This is a genomic window from Brenneria sp. L3-3C-1 (assembly GCF_016456245.1).
GTDB lineage: Bacteria > Pseudomonadota > Gammaproteobacteria > Enterobacterales > Enterobacteriaceae > Brenneria.
The window spans coordinates 446,019-467,262 of sequence record NZ_JAEMHF010000001.1 but is presented as its reverse complement, the minus strand read 5'-3'; the positions used below and the strand labels follow the sequence as shown (position 1 = coordinate 467,262).

The following is a 21,244-nucleotide window of genomic DNA, read 5'->3' as shown; positions in this document are numbered from 1 at the left end:
TTACATTTTTCAAAAGGAAAGTCGCGATAAAGCCAAAGCGGAGCGCGCATCGGCGGCGGTCAAGGTTTTGTTTCCAGCATCGCATGTTGACGAAAAGTCATGTCGATGACGGCCAGCGCTCCCCCCGCTTGAACGTGAATTAGCACATCCTGTTCAACAGCAGATAGGATCTAAGGCAAAAATAAGCGTACTATCAATTTATGTCGATAAAGTTAACACTTGGTCATTAGAGTATTATTGTAGTGTTGCAGAAAAGAGATACGCTGTTTGTTCGGACATCCATCGCCCCCCGACAGCGTTTACCATCATGTGGAAATATCTAGCTTAAGCAGTCTCTACGTATTTCCCTCTATTATAAGGAAAATAATATGGCCTACGCCACAACGAACCCTTACACCGGGGAATTAATAAAAACTTTTCCTGATGCGACGGATGCCGAAGTCGCATCCGCAATAGAACACGCGCATGCGACTTTCCTGGCATGGAAAGACACCTCTTTTGCGGAAAGACGAGCCATCATGCAACGTGCAGCGGATTTACTGCGTGAAGAGAGCGACAGCTACGCAAAACTCTTGACGTTGGAGATGGGTAAACTGTTCACCGAAGCAAAAGCGGAAGTCGAGTTATCCGCCCAGATTTTCGAATATTACGCAAAATACGCGGAATCACTGCTTGAACCGGAAAAGCTTCCGGTAGCCGATCCTGCCGAAGGTGAAGCAGTGGTATACCATGAACCGCTTGGTGTCCTGTTAGCCATCGAACCGTGGAATTTCCCTTATTACCAGATTGCCCGCATCATTGCCCCGCAGTTGTCCGCCGGGAATACCATCTTGCTGAAACATGCCTCAAACGTTCCGCAGAGCGCGGCATTGTTTGACCGTCTGATGCGTGATGCAGGCTTGCCGGAAGGGGCTTTCAAAAATATGTACGTCACGCGTTCCCAGATTGAACGCATCCTTAACGATCCGCGCGTGCACGGTGTTGCGCTCACCGGCTCTGAAGACGCCGGCGCGCTCGTTGCCCAGCAAGCCGCCAAAGCACTCAAAAAATCGACGCTCGAACTGGGCGGCGCGGATGCGTTTATCGTACTGGCCGACGCCGAAATGGAAAAAACCGTCAAATGGGCGGTATTCGGACGTCACTGGAACGGCGGACAGGTCTGTGTGTCATCTAAACGCATGATTATCGTCGATGAGGTTTATGACGAATTCCTCAAGCTGTATACCGATGGCGTAGCGGCATTACGCGCAGGCGACCCCATGTCCCCCGATACCACGCTTGCCCCGCTTTCATCGCAAAAAGCGGCGGATGAGGTGAAAGAGAAAATTCAGTTTGCTGTGGATCATGGCGCAATCGCCACAGAGGTTGGTCCTAAGGTCCCGGAAAAAGGCGCATTCGTTCAGCCAACCATTCTGACAAACGTGTTACCGGACAACCCGGCCTATTCCATGGAGTTTTTCGGACCGATATCAATGCTTTTCCGGGCCAAAGATGAAGCTGACGCGATCCGCATCGCCAATGATTCTCCCTTCGGTTTAGGCGGCTCTGTCTTCACCCGGGATACCAAACATGGCGCGGAAGTCGCAAAAAAAGTCTCAACCGGTATGATGTTTGTTAACCATCCGACCATGGTTAAAGCCGACCTTCCCTTTGGCGGGGTCCGTCGTTCAGGGTATGGCCGTGAGTTAATTGGATTGGGCATCAAAGAATTTGTAAACCATAAATTGGTCAACATTGTCGATATTGATGCTGAATTCTGATCGCGGGTTTTCTGACATAATGACCTGTATGCGGTGTTTTCACTGCGCAGACTAAAAATACAGGTCATTATTTAAATGAACATTATTATATGGAAGAAAATATTATGGCGACTATTAATCTCGTAGGTATAGCAGGCAGTTTACGTCAAAAATCAACCAACAAAGGCCTGTTGCGGGCAGCGAAATCACTATTACCAGACAATGTATCGCTGGATATTGCTGATTTAAACGACGTGCCCTTTTATAATGCAGACATAATAATCGTACCCGATGCCGTTCAACGAATAATACAGCAGGTCAAAAAAGCGGACGGTTTAATTATCGCCTGTACGGAATACAATTACTCTATTGCTCCCGCGTTGAAAAATATTCTGGATTGGATATCACGTGACGACGATAAAACATTACTGGCAGGAAAGCCGTTAGCGATAATGGGTTCCGGCGGCGGTATGGGAACATCGCGCGCGCAGTACCATTTACGTCAGGTTTGCGTATTTCTTGAGTTGCAACCCTTGAATAAACCAGAGGTTTTCTCAAACGCCTTTAGCGGTAGCTTTGACGCGGACGGCAACCTTGTTGACGAAAAAATCAAAGGTTTAATATCACAACAGATATCCGCGCTAGTGGAAACCATCAATAAAGCGTAAAAACACAATGGTCAGCATCAACCTGAAAAGCGCTGTCTGACATAGGTAATATAAAACCTATGGCGCGAGTCAACTATGCTGACCACGATAAAACATCAAGCTGGAAAATAGGTTATCGAATGCTCGGGCGTATCGTTTTTAGCATTGATGATCAAATCCCAGTCGCCGGTATAAGGGACCGTTAAATATATTTCATTCTCAGCTCTTACGCTAATAGCATCCTGCATAACGCTTTTATTCTGAGGGTCGGTCGCGTGCGCGCCATTAACCATCTGAAGCTCAAACGCATTAGCGCATCGAACGATTACCGTATCACCACCAAAAAGACTTAAACACGTGCGAATTACAGACATACATCCTCCGCGGCACACAGCCATTGGCATGCCTTCATGAAACAAATCTATGGATCATTTCCCACAACGGGATTTTCATAAGAACAAAATGTATACCGATAGATTGTGATCTAGATCAACTTAATTCCACGTTTCCGGCGAATCGCCTGTGGAATAAGATTAGCTTATGGCAGGCAACCTTACTTACATACACAAAAAGCGCTAATTGATAATCCTCCGCCTATACTTTCAGGGTCATGGTGAAATTACAGAGGCTTTTATGCTTTGGTTTGAGGAAGGTTTGTATTTAAGAATAAAACAGTTGGAAAACGGCCCCTCACCCTTGCCGCTTAACAGCGGGTTTAACTGTGAAACCGCCTACCGAGCGATTGGCGTGTTCAATCCGTCCGAAACATCGGACGCCTATTATATTTTTTCCAACGATAGAGATGAGATATGGTTTATCTGCAACAGACACCTGCGAACGGTGGCCATCTCGCCAAAACCCGCGGATTTCCGCCGGCCGCTGGCTTCATTTTCAGCGATGACCTGAATGATAATCGGACGCAAAGTCCAAAAGAGTGCTTGAGCGTAAAAAGAGCGCGTTGAAGCGATCCGCAATCGCATTAGAATAATAAACGGAAGCATTAAGCCTCCGTTTATTGGATAACCGTCGCTTACATGTTATCGATAATATCCTGCGCGAACTCGCTACATTTCCGCAGCTTAGCGCCATCCATCAGACGTTCGAAATCGTAGGTCACGGTCTTATTCTTGATCGCGCCTTCAACGCCTTTAACAATCAGGTCGGCGGCTTCGAACCATTGCAGATGGCGCAGCATCATTTCAGCAGACAGGATAACCGAACCCGGGTTCACTTTGTCCTGACCGGCGTACTTCGGCGCAGTACCGTGAGTCGCTTCAAACAGCGCGCATTCATCGCCGATGTTCGCGCCGGGGGCAATACCGATACCGCCGACCTGCGCGGCCAGGGCGTCGGAAATGTAGTCGCCGTTCAGGTTCATACAGGCGATGACATCGTATTCGGCCGGACGCAGCAGAATTTGTTGTAAAAACGCATCCGCAATGACGTCTTTAACCACAATCTCTTTACCGGTTTTCGGATTGTTGATTTTAACCCACGGGCCGCCATCAATCAGTTCACCGCCAAACTCTTCACGCGCCAGTTGGTAGCCCCAGTCTTTAAAGGCGCCCTCGGTGAATTTCATGATATTGCCTTTATGAACCAGCGTGACGGAGTCGCGATCGTTGGTAATCGCATATTCAATCGCCGCGCGCACCAGGCGTTTCGTGCCCTGCTCGGAACAGGGTTTGATGCCGATACCGCACTGCTCTGGGAAACGAATTTTGTTTACGCCCATTTCGTCACGCAGGAATTTAATCACTTTATCCGCTTCAGCCGAGCCGGCTTTCCACTCGATACCCGCATAGATATCTTCCGCGTTCTCACGGAAGATCACCATGTCGGTCAATTCAGGGTGTTTAACCGGGCTTGGCGTGCCTTCGTAGTAGCGCACCGGACGCAGACAGATATACAGATCCAGTTGCTGACGCAAGGCAACGTTCAGAGAACGGATGCCGCCGCCGACTGGCGTAGTCAACGGACCTTTAATCGCCACACGATATTCACGAATCAGATCCAGCGTTTCTTCCGGCAGCCAAACGTCTTTGCCATAAACCTGCGTTGATTTTTCGCCGGTATAAATTTCCATCCAGGAAATAGCGCGCTTGCCCTGATAGGCTTTTTTTACTGCCGCATTAACAACATTGATCATCGCCGGCGTCACATCGACGCCTATGCCGTCCCCTTCGATAAAAGGAATAACCGGATTATTGGGAACGATCAGCTTGCCTTGAGCATCAACCGTGATCTTTTGACCTTCTGTCGGTACCACTACTTTGCTTTCCATTAACCTCTCCTTCGAGCGCAATTGTGTTAATGACTTGTAAGATGTGAGTCGATACTACTTGAATATTTTGCCCGCGCCAATCGCAAACCATTTCGAGTATAATGATTTTGTTATCCGCGACCATAAAGACGATGAATAAATTCCCTGTTAAAAATCACCAAGTTAAACGTTTCAGCTCACGGGCGGCGGCAAAACGCGGCAGTAAGGGACCACGACGTATCGTATTGTTCAATAAACCCTTTGACGTGCTGCCGCAATTCACCGATGAGGCCGGACGCTCAACCCTGAAAGACTATATCCCGATCGAGGATATCTACGCCGCCGGACGTTTAGACCGTGATAGCGAAGGGCTGATGATCCTCACCAATGACGGCAAGCTTCAGGCCAGGCTCACCCAGCCGTCGCGAAAAACCGCCAAGACCTATTATGCTCAGGTTGAAGGCATTCCCGATCAAGCGGCGCTTGCGAAATTTCGCGCCGGGCTGGCGCTGAAGGATGGTAAAACCTTACCGGCGGGCGTTGACATCGTTCCTGAACCTGAATGGCTGTGGGAACGGGTTCCGCCTATTCGGGAGCGGAAAAGCATTCCCGACTGCTGGCTGAAAATCACGCTGTATGAAGGACGCAACCGTCAGGTGCGCCGTATGACGGCTCATATCGGTTATCCCACGCTGCGTTTGATCCGCTATGGTATGGCAAACCAGACCGTGGAAAACCTGTTGCCCGGAGAATGGAAGGAGATTGTTGATGTTTAAGCCGCACGTTACCGTGGCCTGCGTAGTGCAGGCTGAGAACCATTTTCTGGTGGTCGAAGAGTTGATTAACGATAAGCTGCTGTGGAATCAGCCCGCCGGACATCTCGAAGCCGATGAAACGCTGATTCAAGCCGCCAGCCGCGAGCTATGGGAAGAAACGGGCATTCAGGCCGCGCCGCAGAGTTTTCTGCAACTGCACCAGTGGATCGCGCCGGATCGGACGCCGTTTCTGCGCTTTTGTTTTGCTCTCGACTTGCCGCATCGTCTGGAAACCCAGCCGCACGACAGCGATATTGAGCGCTGCCGCTGGCTGACGGCCGAGGAAATCCTTCACTCCAACCAGTTGCGCTCACCGTTAGTCGCCGAGAGTATTCGCCGCTATCAGCAGCCGGAACGCTACCCGTTAACCCTGCTCGGCGCCTTTAACTGGCCATTTTAGCGGACAACGCATCAGGAATAGCGATGCAGGCCCGGCCGCATCATGATAAAATGCGCCGCTTGTTTTTCGCTTTAATGCGTAAGTGTTCCAGTTCGTGAGATCGTGAGACGTCCATGTCAGATAACAGCCAGAAAAAAGTGATTGTCGGTATGTCCGGCGGTGTTGATTCATCCGTTTCCGCTTACCTGTTGCAGCAACAGGGCTATCAAGTCGAAGGCCTGTTTATGAAAAACTGGGAAGAGGACGACGACACGGAGTATTGCTCCGCCGCCGCCGATCTTGCCGACGCGCAGGCCGTCTGCGACAGGCTTGGCATTGCGCTGCATACCGTCAATTTCGCCGCCGAATACTGGGACAATGTGTTTGAACTGTTTCTGGCCGAATATCGGGCGGGCCGCACGCCTAATCCCGATATTCTGTGCAACAAAGAGATAAAATTTAAAGCCTTTCTTGAATTCGCGGCGGAAGATTTAGGCGCGGACTACATCGCCACCGGCCACTATGTCCGCCGCCAGGACGTTGACGGGAAAAGCCGCCTGCTGCGCGGGATCGACGGCAACAAAGATCAGAGCTATTTCCTCTATACGCTGAGCCATGAACAGATTGCGCAAAGTTTGTTCCCGGTGGGCGAACTGGAAAAACCGCAGGTGCGTAAAATCGCCGAGCAATTGGATCTCGCCACCGCCAAAAAGAAAGACTCCACCGGTATTTGCTTTATCGGCGAACGTAAATTCACTGATTTCCTGGCCCGCTATCTGCCTGCCCAACCAGGCCCGATTTTGTCCGTGGATGACGGTAAATCCATGGGGCAGCATCAGGGGCTGATGTATCACACCCTGGGACAGCGGAAAGGGTTGGGCATCGGCGGCGTCAAAGATGGCGGCGAAGATCCCTGGTATGTGGTGGATAAGGACGTAGAAAACAACATCCTGTATGTCGCCCAAGGACATGAACACCCTCGCCTGATGTCTTACGGTTTACTCGCCCAGCAGTTGCACTGGGTTGATCGCCAGCCATTAACCACGGCATTACGTTGTGTGGTGAAAACCCGTTATCGTCAGGCTGATATCCCCTGCACCGTCACCCCGCTGGGTGACGATCGCATCACCGTACGTTTTGATGAGCCGGTAGCCGCGGTGACGCCGGGTCAGTCGGCCGTTTTCTATCTAGGCGACGTTTGCCTGGGTGGCGGCATCATTGAAGAACGCTTACAGGAGTGATCGTGGCCAAGAATTATCATGATATTACCCTGGCGCTGGCAGGCGTCTGTCAGTCCGCCTACCTGGTGCAACAGTTAGCCCATACCGGCAACTGCGACAATGACATTCTGCATACGTCGCTCAACAGTATTCTGGTGGTGAACCCGGCCTCGACGCTGTCCGTCTATGGCGATACGGAGCGCAATCTGAAAACCGGGTTGGAAAGCCTGCTGGGTATATTAAACACCAGCGGCAAAGGCCCGGGAGCGGAATTATCGCGCTATGCTTTCAGTCTGATTGCTCTGGAGCGCAAGCTGCACGCCAAAAGCGCGGCGCTCGACGAACTGGGTAAGCGCATCGGGCAGTTGGAGCGTCAGTTGGAGCATTTTGAACTGCTCTCTGATACGATCATCGGCGCGCTGGCCGGCATTTATGTGGATGTGATCAGCACGCTGGGGCCGCGAATTCAGGTAACGGGGTCGCCAGAGATACTGAAAAACAGTCAGATCCAGGCCAAGGTGCGCGCTGCGCTATTAGCCGGTATTCGCTCTGCGGTGCTGTGGCAGCAGATTGGCGGCGGACGCCTGCAACTGATGTTCTCCCGCGGTCAACTGGTGAAAGAAGCAAAACAGCTATTGGCACGGTGCTGACCCCCAATTTACGCGTACTTATTGTTATTAAAATCAATCCCAGGAGTTGCTTGCGATGGAATTATCCTCACTGACCGCCGTTTCCCCGATAGATGGCCGCTACGGCGATAAAGTCAGCACGTTGCGCGCTATTTTCAGCGAATTCGGTTTGCTGAAGTTTCGCATACAGGTTGAAGTACGTTGGCTGCAAAAGTTGGCGGCCTGTGCAGAAATCCAGGAAGTTCCTGCATTTGATGCCGACGCAAACGCTTTCCTTGACCGGATTGTCGCCGAATTTGACGAACAGGACGCCGCGCGCATTAAAACCATTGAGCGCACCACCAACCACGACGTCAAAGCCGTCGAATATTTTCTGAAGGAAAAAGTCGCCGCCGTTCCGGCGCTGCACGCCGTCAGTGAATTCATTCACTTTGCCTGTACTTCGGAAGACATCAACAACCTGTCTCATGCGCTGATGCTGGATACCGCGCGCCGCGAAGTCATTCTGCCCAACTGGCGTAAAATCATTGACGCCCTGGCGGATCTGTCCCGGCAATATCGCGATATCCCGCTGCTGTCGCGCACTCACGGTCAGCCGGCCACGCCGTCGACCATCGGCAAAGAGTTTGCCAATGTGACCTATCGTATGGAGCGTCAGTATCGCCAGCTTCTCCAGGTCGACATTCTGGGTAAAATTAACGGCGCCGTGGGCAACTATAACGCGCACATTGCCGCCTACCCCGACGTTGACTGGCACCGGTTCAGCGAGGAGTTCGTCACTTCGCTGGGGATCGCCTGGAACCCCTACACCACCCAGATCGAGCCGCATGACTACATCGCGGAACTATTTGACTGCATCGCCCGCTTTAACACCATTTTGATCGACTTCGACCGCGACATCTGGGGTTACATTGCGCTTAACCACTTCAGGCAGAAAACCATCGCCGGTGAAATCGGCTCTTCCACCATGCCGCATAAAGTGAACCCGATTGATTTCGAGAACTCAGAAGGCAACCTGGGATTAGCCAATGCCGTTTTAGGCCATTTAGCCGGCAAACTGCCGGTTTCCCGCTGGCAGCGCGACCTGACCGACTCGACGGTATTACGCAACCTGGGCGTCGGCGTCGGCTATGCGTTGATCGCCTATCAGTCAACGTTGAAAGGCATCAGCAAGCTGGAGGTTAACCGCGACCACCTGAGTGAAGAACTGGATCACAACTGGGAAGTGTTGGCGGAACCGATTCAAACCGTGATGCGCCGTTATGGCATTGAAAAACCTTACGAAAAGCTAAAAGAACTGACGCGGGGCAAACGCGTTGATGCGGCAGGCATTCAGGCCTTCATCGACGGGCTGGCCCTGCCGGAAGCAGAAAAAACGCGGCTGAAAACCCTGACGCCGGCGAATTACATCGGCCGTGCGGTAAAAATGGTTGATGACCTGAAATAAGCGTATATCACCACTGGCGGGCCGCGCGCCCGCCTTTTACTCCCTTCTCCTCCCCCTTTTCCCGCCTGTTTATTCTCTGTTTATGCTCTCTATGGATAATTACTAGATTAAAATTAAATAACACGATGAATTTCGATTGCGTATGACTATGATACGAAACAGTGTTTGCCTATGGACCGCTTTACCTGTTTGACAGAGGAAATAACGATGCGCATTCTGGTCGTCGAGGATAATGTTTTATTACGCCATCACCTTACCGTTCAAATGAATGAGATGGGACATCAGATTGATGCTGCCGCGGATGCCAAAGAAGCCGATTATTTCTTACACGAACACTCGCCGGATATTGCAATCGTCGATCTCGGATTGCCTGATGAAGACGGCATGAGTCTGATCCGTCGCTGGCGTTCACAACAGATTAAGTTACCCATTTTAGTGCTGACGGCGCGAGAAGGCTGGCAGGATAAAGTGGCCGTATTGGAAGCGGGCGCGGATGACTACGTCACCAAGCCTTTTCATATGGAAGAGGTGGTCGCCCGTCTGCAAGCCCTAATGCGCCGCAATAGCGGGCTGGCGTCGCAGATTATCAGCATCCCGCCGTTTGAAATCGATCTGTCGCGGCGCGAAGTGATGATTAACGGCGCGGCGATCAGGCTGACGGCATTCGAATACACGATCATCGAAACCCTGATCCGCAACAATGGCAAAGTGGTCAGCAAAGAATCGCTGATGTTGCAGCTCTACCCGGATGCCGAGCTGCGTGAAAGCCACACCATTGACGTACTCATGGGCCGATTGCGCAAAAAAATACAGCTTGCCGATTCGCCCGATGTCATCACTACCGTTCGCGGATTAGGTTATCGTTTCGATATTAATACCTGTCAGGCGCAAAATGAGTAATAAAAAATCGCCGGGATCGATATTCAACATCGCCGGCGACGGCCCGAAAGGCGGCGAGCGGGCAGCCCGCCGTAAACGCCCCCCATTTTCACTGCGTGTCCGCTTTTTATTGGCCACGGTCGCCATTGTGCTGGCGCTCTCCTTGTCTTACGGCGCCGTGGCGATTATCGGCTACAGCATCAATTTCGATAAAACCTCTTTCCGCTTGCTGCGTGGTGAAAGCAACCTGTTTTACAGTCTGGCGCAGTGGCGGGATAACCACTTAACCATCGCCACCTCGCCGGATATCGATATCAATTTCCCCACATTGGTTTTAATTTACGATCGGCACGGAAATATACTGTGGCGTGAAAAAGAAGTGCCTGAGCTGGAAGCCCTTATCAATCCTGAATGGTTGAAAAAAACCGCCTACCATGAATTGGATACCGATACCGATACCAGCAGCGCCGTGCTGAAAGGCAATACTCTGGTACTGAATAGCCTCAAAGCGCTCCACGGCGTTCATTCGAATACGCTGACGCATTCCATCGCCGTTAATGTCTATCCGCGTACGGAACATCTTCCGCCGTTGACGATTGTGGTGGTCGACAGGATCCCCCAGGAGTTGCAACAGGAAGATATTGTCTGGGAGTGGTTCAGCTATGTTTTTATCGCCAATCTTATTCTGGTTTTTCCCTTACTCTGGCTGGCGGCGCACTGGAGCCTGCGTCCGATCAAAAATCTTGTTGAGCAAATTGCCGAACTGGAAAACGGCACCCGCGAACAGTTGGATGAAAACCCGCCCCGGGAATTATTCAGTCTGGTCAGCAATCTGAATATTTTGTTGAACAACGAGCGCCAGCGCTATCACAAATACCGCACCACCCTGACCGACCTCACCCACAGTATGAAAACCCCGTTGGCGGTGCTGCAAACCACGCTGCGGGCTTTACGTACCGGTAAGGAAATCAACATCGATCAGGCGGAACCCATTATGCTGGAGCAGATAAGCAGGATATCGCAACAGATTGGTTATTACCTGCATCGGGCCAGCGTGCGTTCCGAGCACCATATGCTGATGCGCGAGGTGCACTCGGTACCCGCATTGCTGGACGGACTGTGCTCGGCGCTAAACAAGGTTTACCAGCGCAAAGGCGTTGTCCTGACGCTCGATATCTCCCCCGAGCTGACCTTCGTCGGCGAAAAGAACGACTTTATGGAAGTGCTTGGCAATGTGCTGGACAACGCCTGCAAATACTGTCTGGAGTTTGTGGAAATCAGCGCCCAGCATTCCGACCATAGACTGCATTTGATTATTGATGATGACGGCCCCGGCATCCCGGAAAGCAAGCGGGCGCTGATTTTTCAGCGCGGACAGCGCGCCGACAGATTACGCCCGGGTCAGGGGATCGGCCTGTCGGTCGCCGCGGAGATTATCGAACAATATCAGGGCGAGATCATCATCAGCGACAGTGTTTTAGGCGGCGCCCGGGTAGAAGCCATCTTTTCCCGCCAGAATCTTAGTCAGAATCTTAGTCAGAATGAGGTATGAAAGTCAGTACAGCCAACCACGCTTCCGCTATAATTGCTGACGGCCCCCGTTTTCTGGAAGATATGGTATGGACTATCAACTCAATCTCGACTGGCCGGATTTTTTAGCGCGCTACTGGCAAAAATATCCGGTTATTATCAAGCGTGGTTTTACTAATTTTATCGATCCTATCTCACCCGATGAGTTGGCCGGTCTGGCCCTGGAAAATGAGGTCGATAGCCGGTTGGTCAGCCATCATGACGGACGCTGGCAGGTAAACCACGGCCCCTTTGAAAGCTTCGATCACCTGGGCGAAAACAATTGGTCGCTGCTGGTTCAGGCGGTCGACCACTGGCACGAGCCCTCCATCGCGCTAATGCGTCCTTTCCGACAGTTGCCCGACTGGCGTCTTGATGATCTGATGATCTCTTTTTCCGTACCCGGCGGCGGCGTTGGCCCGCATCTGGATCAGTACGACGTGTTCATCATTCAGGGAACCGGCCGCCGCCGCTGGCGGGTGGGCGAAAAGGTGGCGATGAAACAGCATTGTCCCCACCCCGATCTGCTTCAGGTCGATCCGTTTGAAGCGATTATTGATGAAGAGATGGAGCCGGGCGATATTCTGTATATCCCCCCGGGATTCCCGCATGACGGTTACTCACTGGAAAACTCGCTCAATTATTCGGTGGGGTTCCGCGCTCCGAATGCCCGCGAGCTGGTGAGTGGTTTCGCCGATTACGTGCTATCCCGCGAACTCGGCAGCTATCGCTACAGCGATCCGGCGATCCCGTCCCGCGATCACCCAGCCACCGTGCTGCCGCAGGAGTTAAACAATCTACAGCACATGATGCTGGATCTGGTTCAACAGCCAGAACATTTCCAGAACTGGTTCGGCGAGTTTATTTCGCAGTCCCGTCACGAACTCGATCTCGCGCCGCCGGAACCGCCCTACCAGGCCAGTGAGGTTTATGATTTTCTGCGGCAGGGCGAGCAGTTGCGCCGCCTAGGCGGATTACGCGTGCTGTGCGTCGGCGATAACTGTTTCGTCAACGGTGAAATGATCGATAGCCCACACAAACCGGCGCTTTCAGCGCTGGCCGAACATCATGCGATTGACGCCGCGATGCTGGCGGACGCGCTGGAAGATCCGGCGTTTCTGGCCCAGCTAACCGTTTTGATTAACAATGGCTATTGGTATTTTGCCGACTAGATCAATTACTGCTCAGGCGGGATCTTCCCGCCTGTTTTTGATGACGACTATCCCTGCCCGCCCACGACGTTTAAAAACGCTTTCCGGCGTTTTATATCAGGTTTTAGCGCGTAATGCGGTTAACTCGGCGATACGCATAATGACCGACACAGACTGCTCCATGCCTTCCAGGGTAACGAATTCATGCTTGCCGTGGTAGTTGTAACCGCCGGTAAACAGATTAGGACACGGTAGCCCCTGAAACGACAGATGGGCGCCGTCAGTACCGCCGCGGATCGGCTTAAGCACCGGTTCGATATCGCAATCGCGCATGGCCTGCTGCGCCAGCGCAATAATATGCGGATGCTGCTCAACCTGCTCACGCATGTTGTAGTAGCTGTCGGTTATCGTCACCTCTATATAGCAATCGGGGTGCAGCCCCTGTCCCACTTTCTCCGCAATATCCAGCATCTTTTTCTTGCGCTGCTCAAACCCGTTACGATCAAAATCACGAACGATATAATGCAACTCCGCCCGTTCGACCACGCCTTTAATGCTATGCAGATGATAAAAACCCTGATAGCCCTCGGTATTTTCCGGCGCCTCATCGGCGGGCACCTCATGATGATAACGCGACGCCAGATTAAGCGCATTGACCATCACCCCTTTGGCGCTGCCGGGATGCACGTTATTACCGACAATTTTCACCGTCACCGAGGCGGCATTAAAGTTTTCATACTCAAGTTCACCGACGCCGCCGCCGTCAACGGTATAGGCCCACTGTGCATTGAATGCCTTTACGTCAAAAAATTGCGCGCCTTTGCCAATTTCTTCATCTGGCGTAAACGCAATCCGGATCTCCCCATGGGGCACCTGACGTTTTTTCAACCGCACCAGCGCGGTAATGATTTCCGCAATTCCGGCTTTATCATCCGCGCCGAGCAGCGTTTTTCCGTCGGTGGTAATCAGCGTATGTCCCAGCAACTGATGCAACACCGGGAACATCACCGGCGAAAGCACTTCATCGCCAATGCCCAACGCGATGTCGCCGCCGCGGTAGTTTTCCAAAATTTGCGGGTTAACGTGCTTTCCGGTGTAGTCGGGAGACGTATCCATATGAGAAATAAAACCGATAGTCGGCACCGACCAGGCCACATTGGCGGGTAACGTCGCCATGACACATCCGTGTTTACTTAGCGTGACCTGCTCAAATCCCAGATCGAGCAATTCCTGCTGTAATGCGCGGGCAAGCTTCAGTTGCCCCTCAGTGCTTGGCACCTGCCGGACACCCGCTTTTGATTGAGTATCAAAAGAAACGTAATTTAAAAATCGATCGAGTAATTTATCCATCTCTATTGCCTCTTGAACCCTGAATTTCATTATGAAGACGGCATCTACGGCAGATATTGCGTCAGGTCAGTTTTTACCGTGTTAACACGCAGAAGCGAAATAGCGCTCCCGATCGCCAACTGCGCTTAAATGACCGATTAGCGCCACCATAAGAAAGTAAAGTCGACAGAACCCCGGCCGCGAATTACAAACCGCTTTCAATAAAACAACAACCGAGCAACATAATATTCCTGCCGCATTGCCCATCCGGCAAACGATTTGTGGTTGTTATCGCCAAGTGTAGCGGCACAAGTTGTGCGTTCAGCCTGCTTTCCCGTAGAATGCCGACCCTCAACTGAGATTCCAGGCTGAAAGGTGATAACCCTTGGCCGCCGCCCTCTTCCGTGGACGCGCCATATTTGGAAATAGAGCAATAACCCTAAATGAAAGATAATCGTCCTGCTACTCCGGTCGTTGAACTGCTCGACGTCCATAAAAGTTTTGATGGTAAAGACATCATTTCTCACTTTAATCTCACCATTAACAACGGTGAGTTTCTTACTATTCTCGGGCCTTCCGGCTGTGGTAAAACCACCGTGCTGCGCTTGATTGCCGGTCTGGAAACCGTGGACAGCGGCAGGGTAATGTTGGAAAAACAGGATATTACCCACCAGCCTGCCGAGCACCGGCACATTAATACCGTTTTCCAAAGCTATGCGTTATTTCCCCATCTCAGCGTTTTCGACAACGTCGCCTTTGGATTGCGGATGCAAAAAACGCCCGAAGCGGAAGTCGTTCCCCGGGTGCTGGAAGCGCTGAAGATGGTGCAGTTGGAAGAGCTGGCCCCGCGCCGGCCGCATCAGCTCTCCGGCGGGCAGCAACAGCGCGTGGCGATCGCCCGGGCAGTGGTGAATAAGCCTAAGGTGCTGTTGCTGGATGAATCGCTCTCGGCGCTGGACTACAAGCTGCGTAAGCAGATGCAGAATGAGCTAAAGGCGCTGCAACGGACATTGGGTATCACCTTTATTTTCGTCACCCACGATCAGGAAGAGGCGCTCACTATGTCCGATCGTATTGTGGTGATGCGCGACGGCCGCATCGAACAGGACGGCACGCCGCGTGAGATTTACGAAGAGCCGCGCAATCTGTTCGTGGCCAGCTTTATCGGCGAGATCAACATATTCGATGCGACCGTCATCGCACAAATTGACGAGCAACGGGCGCGCGCCAGCGTCGAAGGACACGAATGCGTCATCACCGTCGGTTTTCCGGCAATGGTCGGACAACGGCTCAAGGTACTGTTGCGGCCGGAAGATCTGCGGGTAAAAGAGATCAACGACAACGCCGCCACCGCCGGGATTATCGGCTATGTCCGCGAACGTAACTATAAGGGAATGACGCTGGAATCCAGCATTGAGCTGGAAAGCGGGAAAATAGTCATGGTCAGTGAATTCTTTAACGAGGACGATCCCGATGTCGACCATTCGCTGGATCAAAAAGTAGCGGTAACCTGGGTCGAAAGCTGGGAGGTCGTTCTGCACGATGAAGAAGCCGCGTAAACGCTTTCAAAATACCATTATCACCATTATTGTGGCCTGGCTGGTACTGTTCGTTTTCATGCCCAATCTGATGATTATCGGCACCAGTTTTTTAACCCGTGACGATACCCATTTCATCAGTATGACGTTGACGCTGGACAACTATACGCGTCTGGCCGATCCAATGTATGCCTCGGTGCTGCTGCATTCGCTGAATATGGCGGTGATAGCGACGTTGTGCTGTCTGCTGCTTGGCTATCCTTTTGCCTTTTTTCTGGCCCGCCTGCCGCAAAAAGTCCGGCCCTTGCTGATGTTTTTATTGATTGTTCCGTTCTGGACCAACTCCCTGATCCGTATTTACGGGCTGAAGCTGTTCCTGAGCACGCGCGGCTATCTGAATGAGTTTCTGCTATGGATCGGTCTGATTGAATCGCCCCTGCGCATCATGTACACCTCGGAAGCGGTGATCCTCGGCCTGATCTACATACTATTGCCGTTTATGGTGCTCCCGCTTTATTCCAGCATTGAGAAGCTGGATAAATCCTACCTTGAGGCCGCCCGCGATTTAGGCGCCAATAAGTGGCAGGCGTTTGTGCGCATCGTTATTCCGCTAACCATGCCCGGCATCATTGCCGGTTGTCTGCTGGTGCTGCTGCCGGCGATGGGGCTGTTTTTCGTGGCCGATCTCATGGGCGGCGCGAAAAACCTGCTTATCGGCAATGTGATTAAAAGTCAGTTCCTGAATATTCGCGACTGGCCGTTCGGCGCCGCCACCAGTATTTGTCTGACCCTGATCATGGGTCTGCTGCTGTTGGTTTACTATCGCGCCGCCCGGCTGTTGAACAAAAAAGGGGCGCTGGAATGATTGGTCGTCTGTTGCGCGGCGGATTTATGTCCGTCATTTACGCCTATTTGTATATTCCCATCATCATTCTGATCGTCAACTCCTTTAATCAGGCTCGCTTTGGCATCAACTGGCAGGGCTTTACCCTCGACTGGTATCGGCTGCTGATGAATAACGACAGCCTGTTGCAGGCTGCCCGGCACTCTCTGACCATGGCGGTGTTTTCGGCCAGCCTGGCCACGCTTATCGGCTCGCTGACCGCGGTTGCGCTCTATCGCTATCGTTTTCGCGGTAAACCCTTTGTCGGCGGCATGTTGTTCGTGGTGATGATGTCGCCGGATATCGTCATGGCGATATCCCTGCTGGTGCTGTTTATGCTGCTGGGCATATCGCTGGGATTCTGGTCGCTGCTGTTTTCCCACATTACTTTTTGTCTGCCTTTTGTGGTGGTCACCGTCTATTCACGTTTGAAAGGGTTCGATGTGCGGATGCTGGAAGCCGCCCGCGATCTGGGCGCCAGCGAAGCGATCATTCTGCGAAAAATCATTCTGCCGCTGGCCATGCCGGCGGTGGCGGCATGCTGGCTGCTGAGCTTTACCCTGTCAATGGACGACGTGGTGGTGTCATCATTCGTTACCGGGCCGGCCTATGAAATCCTGCCGCTGAAAATTTACTCCATGGTCAAAGTCGGCGTTTCGCCGGAAGTGAATGCGTTAGCGACCATTTTGCTCATACTTTCGTTATTACTGGTGCTATGCAGTCAGCTTATCCTGCGCGATCGCACTCAAAAATAATCTTTATGCTTTGGGATATAAGGAGACAAACAACATGAAAACGTGGTCATATCTGCTGGCTGCCTGCGCCATGGCTTTCAGCCTCAACACGGCCAATGCCAACGATGGAAAAACACTGTATTTCTATAACTGGACCGAATATGTTCCCCCCGGTTTGCTGGAACAGTTCACCAAAGAAACCGGGATCAAGGTGATTTACTCTACCTATGAATCCAACGAAAGCATGTACGCCAAGCTGAAAACCTATCAGGACAGCGCCTACGATCTGATCGTGCCCTCGACCTATTTCATTTCAAAAATGAGTAAAGAAGGCATGCTGCAAAAAATCGACACCAGCAAACTCAGCAATTTCCATAATCTCGACCCGAACCTGCTGCACAAATCGTTTGATCCCAATAACGACTACTCCGTCCCTTATATCTGGGGAGCGACGGCCATCGGCGTCAACCGCGATGCCATCGATCCCGCCAGCGTCACGAGCTGGGCCGATCTGTGGGATAAGCAATATAAAAACAGTCTGTTATTGACGGACGACGCGCGCGAGGTGTTCCAAATCGCGCTGCGTAAACTCGGATACTCCGCCAATACCACCGATCCGCAGCAGATAGAGGCAGCCTATAAAGAACTACAGAAATTAATGCCCAACGTGCTGACCTTTAATTCAGACAACCCGGGCAATCCGTTTATGGAAGGCGAAGTGGATCTCGGCATGGTGTGGAACGGCTCGGCTTACGTGGCCCGGCAGGCCGGCACGCCGCTGGACATCATCTGGCCGCAAGAGGGAGGGATTTTTTGGATGGATAGTCTGGCTATCCCCGCCAACGCCAAAAATGTCGAGGGCGCGATGAAAATGATTAACTTCCTGCTACGCCCGGAAATCGCGGCGCAGGTTGCGGAGACGATCGGCTATCCAACGCCGAATCTGGCGGCGAAAAAATTGCTGCCGGCGGCCGTTTCAGGCGACCAAACGCTGTATCCGGATGAAGCGATAATCAACCACGGGGAATGGCAGAATGACGTCGGCCACGCCAGCGCCCTGTACGAAACCTATTTCCAACAGTTAAAAGCCGGGCACTGATCGGCCTGGCAGTCTGACCGGCAGGCGGCTCCCCTGCCGGTCAGGCACAAAAAAACTACCGACCGCCCCACTCATAATACTGACTCAGGCTTTTATCGCACGAACAGCAACTTCCGCATTTGCCGCCGTCCTCAGCCCGGTGCAGCCGTATTTTGCCTTTTTGCACCCAGACCTCCAGCATCCCTTCGATCACGCCCGGTTCAGTGTGAAATGCGCTGCTGATTTCCTGCAATGACGCTCGCTTTTGCCGGCGCACATAATCACGTAACTCAATTAAGGTCATACCGCCTCCGTGCAGGCGAGTTCCCTCACCTGCGACATTAACAACTCAAACGCTCTCGTTCAGTTGACTCACGCCAACCGCTGGCCTTGCTGCGGCATTTCGGCGTAAAAACAGGATGGTTATCAGCAACGCCAACAGCACAGCGGCAATCGCCAGCGTTGAATAGATCGGATGTTGGGCGAAACGACCAACCTGATAGACCACCACCGCCGTGCCGTAACCTAATTCAATGGTCCAGGCCACGCAAAACAGCGTCCACGCCGTACCAACCTCACGCCAGATGGCGGCCACCGCAGCGACGCAAGGTACATAAAGCAGCACCATCAGCAGGTAGGCGAACGCCCCCAGCCGGCCATCAAACAGTTGGCCGATCACCGTCAACGATGAAACCGAAAACGCATTTTCTTGCGCCACCGATTCGGCATTGCTCAAATCACCGACCTCAATACCCAGCGGGTCCAGTAAGGCGCCGCCCAGCCCGCTGAGGTTTTCAGGAATGGTCGCCAGCGCGCCGACGATCCCCGCTTGCAGGCTGAATGGCGCCTCCGCGCTTTCGTCAGCCCCGCTCTGGGCATCGGCCATCGCGCCATAAAGCGAATCCAGCGTCCCGACCACCGCTTCCTTGGCGAAAATACCGGTAAACACGCCGACCGCCGCCGGCCAGTTTTCCGCTTTTATGCCCATAGGCGCGAATACCGGCACAATTTGCCGCCCGATAGCCGACAGCACCGATTTGTCGCTATCCTGATTATCAAATGTGCCGTCAGTACCCATTGAGTTCAGAAAACCTAATACGGTGACCACGATGACAATCAGTTTCCCGGCTCTGAAAATAAAATTTTTCAATCTGTCCCAGGTACGAATCAGCACGCTGCGCAGGCCGGGTAGATGATAAGGCGGGATTTCCATGACGAACGTGGACGCCTCGCCTTGCAACACGGTTTTTTTCAGCATAAAACCGGTGGCGACGGCGGCGACGATCCCAATCAGATACAGACCGAACACCAGATTCTGCCCACCGCGGGTGAACAGCGCCGCGGCAAATAAGACGTACACCGGCAAACGCGCGCCGCATGACATAAACGGCGCCATCATCACGGTGACGATGCGGTCACTGTGTTTTTCCATGGTGCGCGTCGCCATCACCGCCGGCACGTTACAGCCGAAACCAACGATCAGCGGCACAAACGCCTTGCCTGGCAGGCCGATGCTGCGCATGAAACGATCCATGACAAACGCGGCCCGCGCCATATACCCGGAGTCTTCCAGATACGACAGGAACAGATAGAGACAGCCAATCACCGGGATAAACGTCGATACCGTCTGAATCCCGCCGCCAATGCCGTCGGCAATCAGCGTTTTCAGCCAGGCGGGCGTATTGAGCGCAACCAGCAGTTCCCCCATGCCGTCAACAAAAACAGTACCGAAGAATTGATCGAAGAAATCAATAAAAGCGCTGCCGATATTGATCGTGAATACAAACATAAGGTACATCACCAACAGGAATATCGGGATGCCCAGAAAACGATGCAATACGATGCGGTCTATTTTATCCGTCAGCGTGGCGGACATTTCACCGCGGCGAGTAATCACCGAGCGCGCAATCGCCGACACGAATTGATAGCGGCCATCCGCCAGAAAGATATCCAGCTCGTCTTCATAGTGTTCAATCAACGCCGCCACTTTGGCATCGGCCATTGCCAGCAGCGATGCGGGAATGCCGGCGCGAACCGTGGTATCCCCTTCAAGCAGCTGAAGCGCCAGCCAGTGAGGATTGGGTATTTCAGCGTGTTCGGCGAGCCGTTGCGCAATGTCTCGCGCCGCCAGTTGAAGCGGCGCATCGTAAGGAATGGCGACGTTGGGCGCCGCCGGAAGAGAGACGGCCGCAAAGCAGGTCTGGCGTAAATTATCGATGCCTTTTTTCTGACTGGCGGTAATAGGAATGACCGGGCATCCCAATTGTTGCTGTAGCCCGGCGATATCAATATCCAACTTACGTGATAACGCGATATCCATCATATTTACGGCGACGACCATCGGGACATTCATATCCAGCAGTTGCGCCGTTAAATAAAGATTTCGCTCCAGATTGGACGCATCGATAATATTCAACACCAAATCCGCTTCGCCGGATAAAATATAATCTCTGGCAACGCGTTCATCTTCTGAACTTTCGGATGAGGGATTGAGTGAATAAACGCCGGGAAGATCCACCAGCGTCGTGAGCTGGTTTTGATAGCGGTAGTAGCCGACTTTTTTCTCTACCGTCACCCCCGGCCAGTTGCCTACCGTCTGCTTACCGCCGGTAAGCACGTTGAACAATGTTGTCTTGCCGCAATTAGGGTTGCCGACAACGCAAATAACGGGTTGCGCATCCATAAGGATTCCTGCCTGATTTTATTGATTCAGCATTTTTCGAGAATAAGTATTTGCGCCTCGCTCTTACGGACGCTGATTGCCGCGCCGCGTAAGCGCAATTCGATGGGATCGCCTAGCGGCGCAACCCGCGACACGGCGAACTCCACCCCCGGCGTGACGCCCAATGCCAGCAGACGCTTACGATAATCCGTGGAGCCTTTTTGAAAGCCAATGACTCTCCATTTGGTCGCGACGGTGAGTTCTTCCAGAGACATCTTCACT

At 52.5% G+C, this 21,244-nt stretch carries 21 protein-coding genes; 15 read left to right on the top strand and 6 right to left on the bottom strand.

From position 1 onward, the window contains the following. Nucleotides 1–368: 368 nt before the first annotated feature. A complete protein-coding gene (locus JG725_RS02080; protein ID WP_199376362.1) occupies nucleotides 369–1,760 on the top strand; it encodes an NAD-dependent succinate-semialdehyde dehydrogenase in 1,392 nt (463 codons plus the stop codon). An 89-nt stretch (nucleotides 1,761–1,849) separates the two neighbouring features. Beyond that, nucleotides 1,850–2,407 (top strand): NADPH-dependent FMN reductase, encoded by a 558-nt coding sequence (locus tag JG725_RS02075; RefSeq protein ID WP_233356289.1) that lies wholly within the window; start codon nucleotides 1,850–1,852, stop codon nucleotides 2,405–2,407. Nucleotides 2,408–2,502: 95 nt separating this feature from the next. Here JG725_RS02075 and JG725_RS02070 read toward each other — a convergent pair whose 3' ends face one another. Further along, complete coding sequence (locus tag JG725_RS02070) at nucleotides 2,503–2,760, bottom strand: hypothetical protein (RefSeq protein WP_199376360.1); 258 nt, start codon at nucleotides 2,758–2,760, stop codon at nucleotides 2,503–2,505. A 259-nt stretch (nucleotides 2,761–3,019) separates the two neighbouring features. On the opposite strand from JG725_RS02070, the gene JG725_RS02065 reads away from it, so the two are divergent. Then, a complete protein-coding gene (locus JG725_RS02065; RefSeq protein WP_199376358.1) occupies nucleotides 3,020–3,292 on the top strand; it encodes a hypothetical protein in 273 nt (90 codons plus the stop codon). Between the two features lie 124 nt (nucleotides 3,293–3,416). Here JG725_RS02065 and icd read toward each other — a convergent pair whose 3' ends face one another. Next, nucleotides 3,417–4,670, bottom strand: coding sequence for an NADP-dependent isocitrate dehydrogenase (gene icd / locus JG725_RS02060; RefSeq protein ID WP_199376357.1), 1,254 nt, complete (start codon nucleotides 4,668–4,670; stop codon nucleotides 3,417–3,419). Between the two features lie 131 nt (nucleotides 4,671–4,801). Here icd and rluE point away from each other — a divergent pair, with 131 nt between their 5' ends. The 8 genes from rluE to JG725_RS02020 all read left to right on the top strand — a co-directional run bounded on the left by rluE (nucleotide 4,802) and on the right by JG725_RS02020 (nucleotide 12,759). Further along, on the top strand, nucleotides 4,802–5,425 hold the full coding sequence (gene rluE / locus JG725_RS02055; RefSeq protein ID WP_233356288.1) for a 23S rRNA pseudouridine(2457) synthase RluE: 624 nt from the start codon (nucleotides 4,802–4,804) through the stop codon (nucleotides 5,423–5,425). Continuing rightward, entirely contained in the window at nucleotides 5,418–5,864 is a 447-nt protein-coding gene (locus tag JG725_RS02050) for an NUDIX hydrolase (RefSeq protein WP_199376353.1), read from the top strand. The genes rluE and JG725_RS02050 overlap by 8 nt, the downstream gene beginning before the upstream one ends. Before the next feature lie 113 nt (nucleotides 5,865–5,977). Next, nucleotides 5,978–7,084, top strand: coding sequence for a tRNA 2-thiouridine(34) synthase MnmA (mnmA, locus tag JG725_RS02045; protein WP_199376351.1), 1,107 nt, complete (start codon nucleotides 5,978–5,980; stop codon nucleotides 7,082–7,084). Nucleotides 7,085–7,086: 2 nt separating this feature from the next. Beyond that, entirely contained in the window at nucleotides 7,087–7,713 is a 627-nt protein-coding gene (gene hflD / locus JG725_RS02040; protein WP_172287848.1) for a high frequency lysogenization protein HflD, read from the top strand. 55 nt (nucleotides 7,714–7,768) lie between these two features. Further along, a complete protein-coding gene (gene purB, locus JG725_RS02035) occupies nucleotides 7,769–9,139 on the top strand; it encodes an adenylosuccinate lyase (RefSeq protein WP_199376348.1) in 1,371 nt (456 codons plus the stop codon). 207 nt (nucleotides 9,140–9,346) lie between these two features. Then, nucleotides 9,347–10,039: a two-component system response regulator PhoP gene (gene phoP / locus JG725_RS02030; RefSeq protein WP_199376347.1), complete on the top strand. Its 693-nt coding sequence runs from the start codon at nucleotides 9,347–9,349 to the stop codon at nucleotides 10,037–10,039. After that, nucleotides 10,032–11,570, top strand: a complete 1,539-nt coding sequence (gene phoQ / locus JG725_RS02025; RefSeq protein WP_233356287.1) for a two-component system sensor histidine kinase PhoQ — start codon at nucleotides 10,032–10,034, stop codon at nucleotides 11,568–11,570. The genes phoP and phoQ overlap by 8 nt, the downstream gene beginning before the upstream one ends. 67 nt (nucleotides 11,571–11,637) lie before the next feature. After that, a complete protein-coding gene (locus JG725_RS02020; protein WP_199376345.1) occupies nucleotides 11,638–12,759 on the top strand; it encodes a cupin domain-containing protein in 1,122 nt (373 codons plus the stop codon). 96 nt (nucleotides 12,760–12,855) lie between these two features. On the opposite strand, the gene pepT is transcribed toward JG725_RS02020, so the two are convergent. Next, the gene (gene pepT, locus JG725_RS02015) at nucleotides 12,856–14,088 is read right to left on the bottom strand and encodes a peptidase T (RefSeq protein ID WP_199376343.1); all 1,233 of its coding nucleotides are present in this window, start codon (nucleotides 14,086–14,088) and stop codon (nucleotides 12,856–12,858) included. 422 nt (nucleotides 14,089–14,510) lie between these two features. On the opposite strand from pepT, the gene potA reads away from it, so the two are divergent. From potA to potD, 4 genes are read left to right on the top strand one after another with little or no spacing between them, the layout of a single operon-like run. Continuing rightward, the gene (potA, locus tag JG725_RS02010) at nucleotides 14,511–15,626 is read left to right on the top strand and encodes a spermidine/putrescine ABC transporter ATP-binding protein PotA (RefSeq protein ID WP_199376341.1); all 1,116 of its coding nucleotides are present in this window, start codon (nucleotides 14,511–14,513) and stop codon (nucleotides 15,624–15,626) included. Continuing rightward, entirely contained in the window at nucleotides 15,610–16,470 is an 861-nt protein-coding gene (potB, locus tag JG725_RS02005) for a spermidine/putrescine ABC transporter permease PotB (protein ID WP_172287857.1), read from the top strand. The genes potA and potB overlap by 17 nt, the downstream gene beginning before the upstream one ends. After that, nucleotides 16,467–17,243: a spermidine/putrescine ABC transporter permease PotC gene (potC, locus tag JG725_RS02000; RefSeq protein ID WP_199376339.1), complete on the top strand. Its 777-nt coding sequence runs from the start codon at nucleotides 16,467–16,469 to the stop codon at nucleotides 17,241–17,243. The genes potB and potC overlap by 4 nt, the downstream gene beginning before the upstream one ends. Nucleotides 17,244–17,277: 34 nt before the next feature. Beyond that, entirely contained in the window at nucleotides 17,278–18,321 is a 1,044-nt protein-coding gene (gene potD / locus JG725_RS01995) for a spermidine/putrescine ABC transporter substrate-binding protein PotD (protein ID WP_172287860.1), read from the top strand. Between the two features lie 55 nt (nucleotides 18,322–18,376). Here the strand turns inward: potD and JG725_RS01990 are convergent, their stop codons facing one another. Genes JG725_RS01990 through JG725_RS01980 form a run of 3 tightly spaced genes read right to left on the bottom strand, consistent with a single transcriptional unit; the run spans nucleotide 18,377 to nucleotide 21,237 of the window. Then, the gene (locus tag JG725_RS01990; RefSeq protein WP_172287862.1) at nucleotides 18,377–18,604 is read right to left on the bottom strand and encodes a FeoC-like transcriptional regulator; all 228 of its coding nucleotides are present in this window, start codon (nucleotides 18,602–18,604) and stop codon (nucleotides 18,377–18,379) included. Nucleotides 18,605–18,649: 45 nt separating this feature from the next. After that, the gene (gene feoB / locus JG725_RS01985) at nucleotides 18,650–20,983 is read right to left on the bottom strand and encodes a Fe(2+) transporter permease subunit FeoB (RefSeq protein WP_199376337.1); all 2,334 of its coding nucleotides are present in this window, start codon (nucleotides 20,981–20,983) and stop codon (nucleotides 18,650–18,652) included. A 26-nt stretch (nucleotides 20,984–21,009) separates the two neighbouring features. Beyond that, nucleotides 21,010–21,237: a FeoA family protein gene (locus JG725_RS01980; RefSeq protein ID WP_172287865.1), complete on the bottom strand. Its 228-nt coding sequence runs from the start codon at nucleotides 21,235–21,237 to the stop codon at nucleotides 21,010–21,012. Nucleotides 21,238–21,244: the final 7 nt, after the last annotated feature.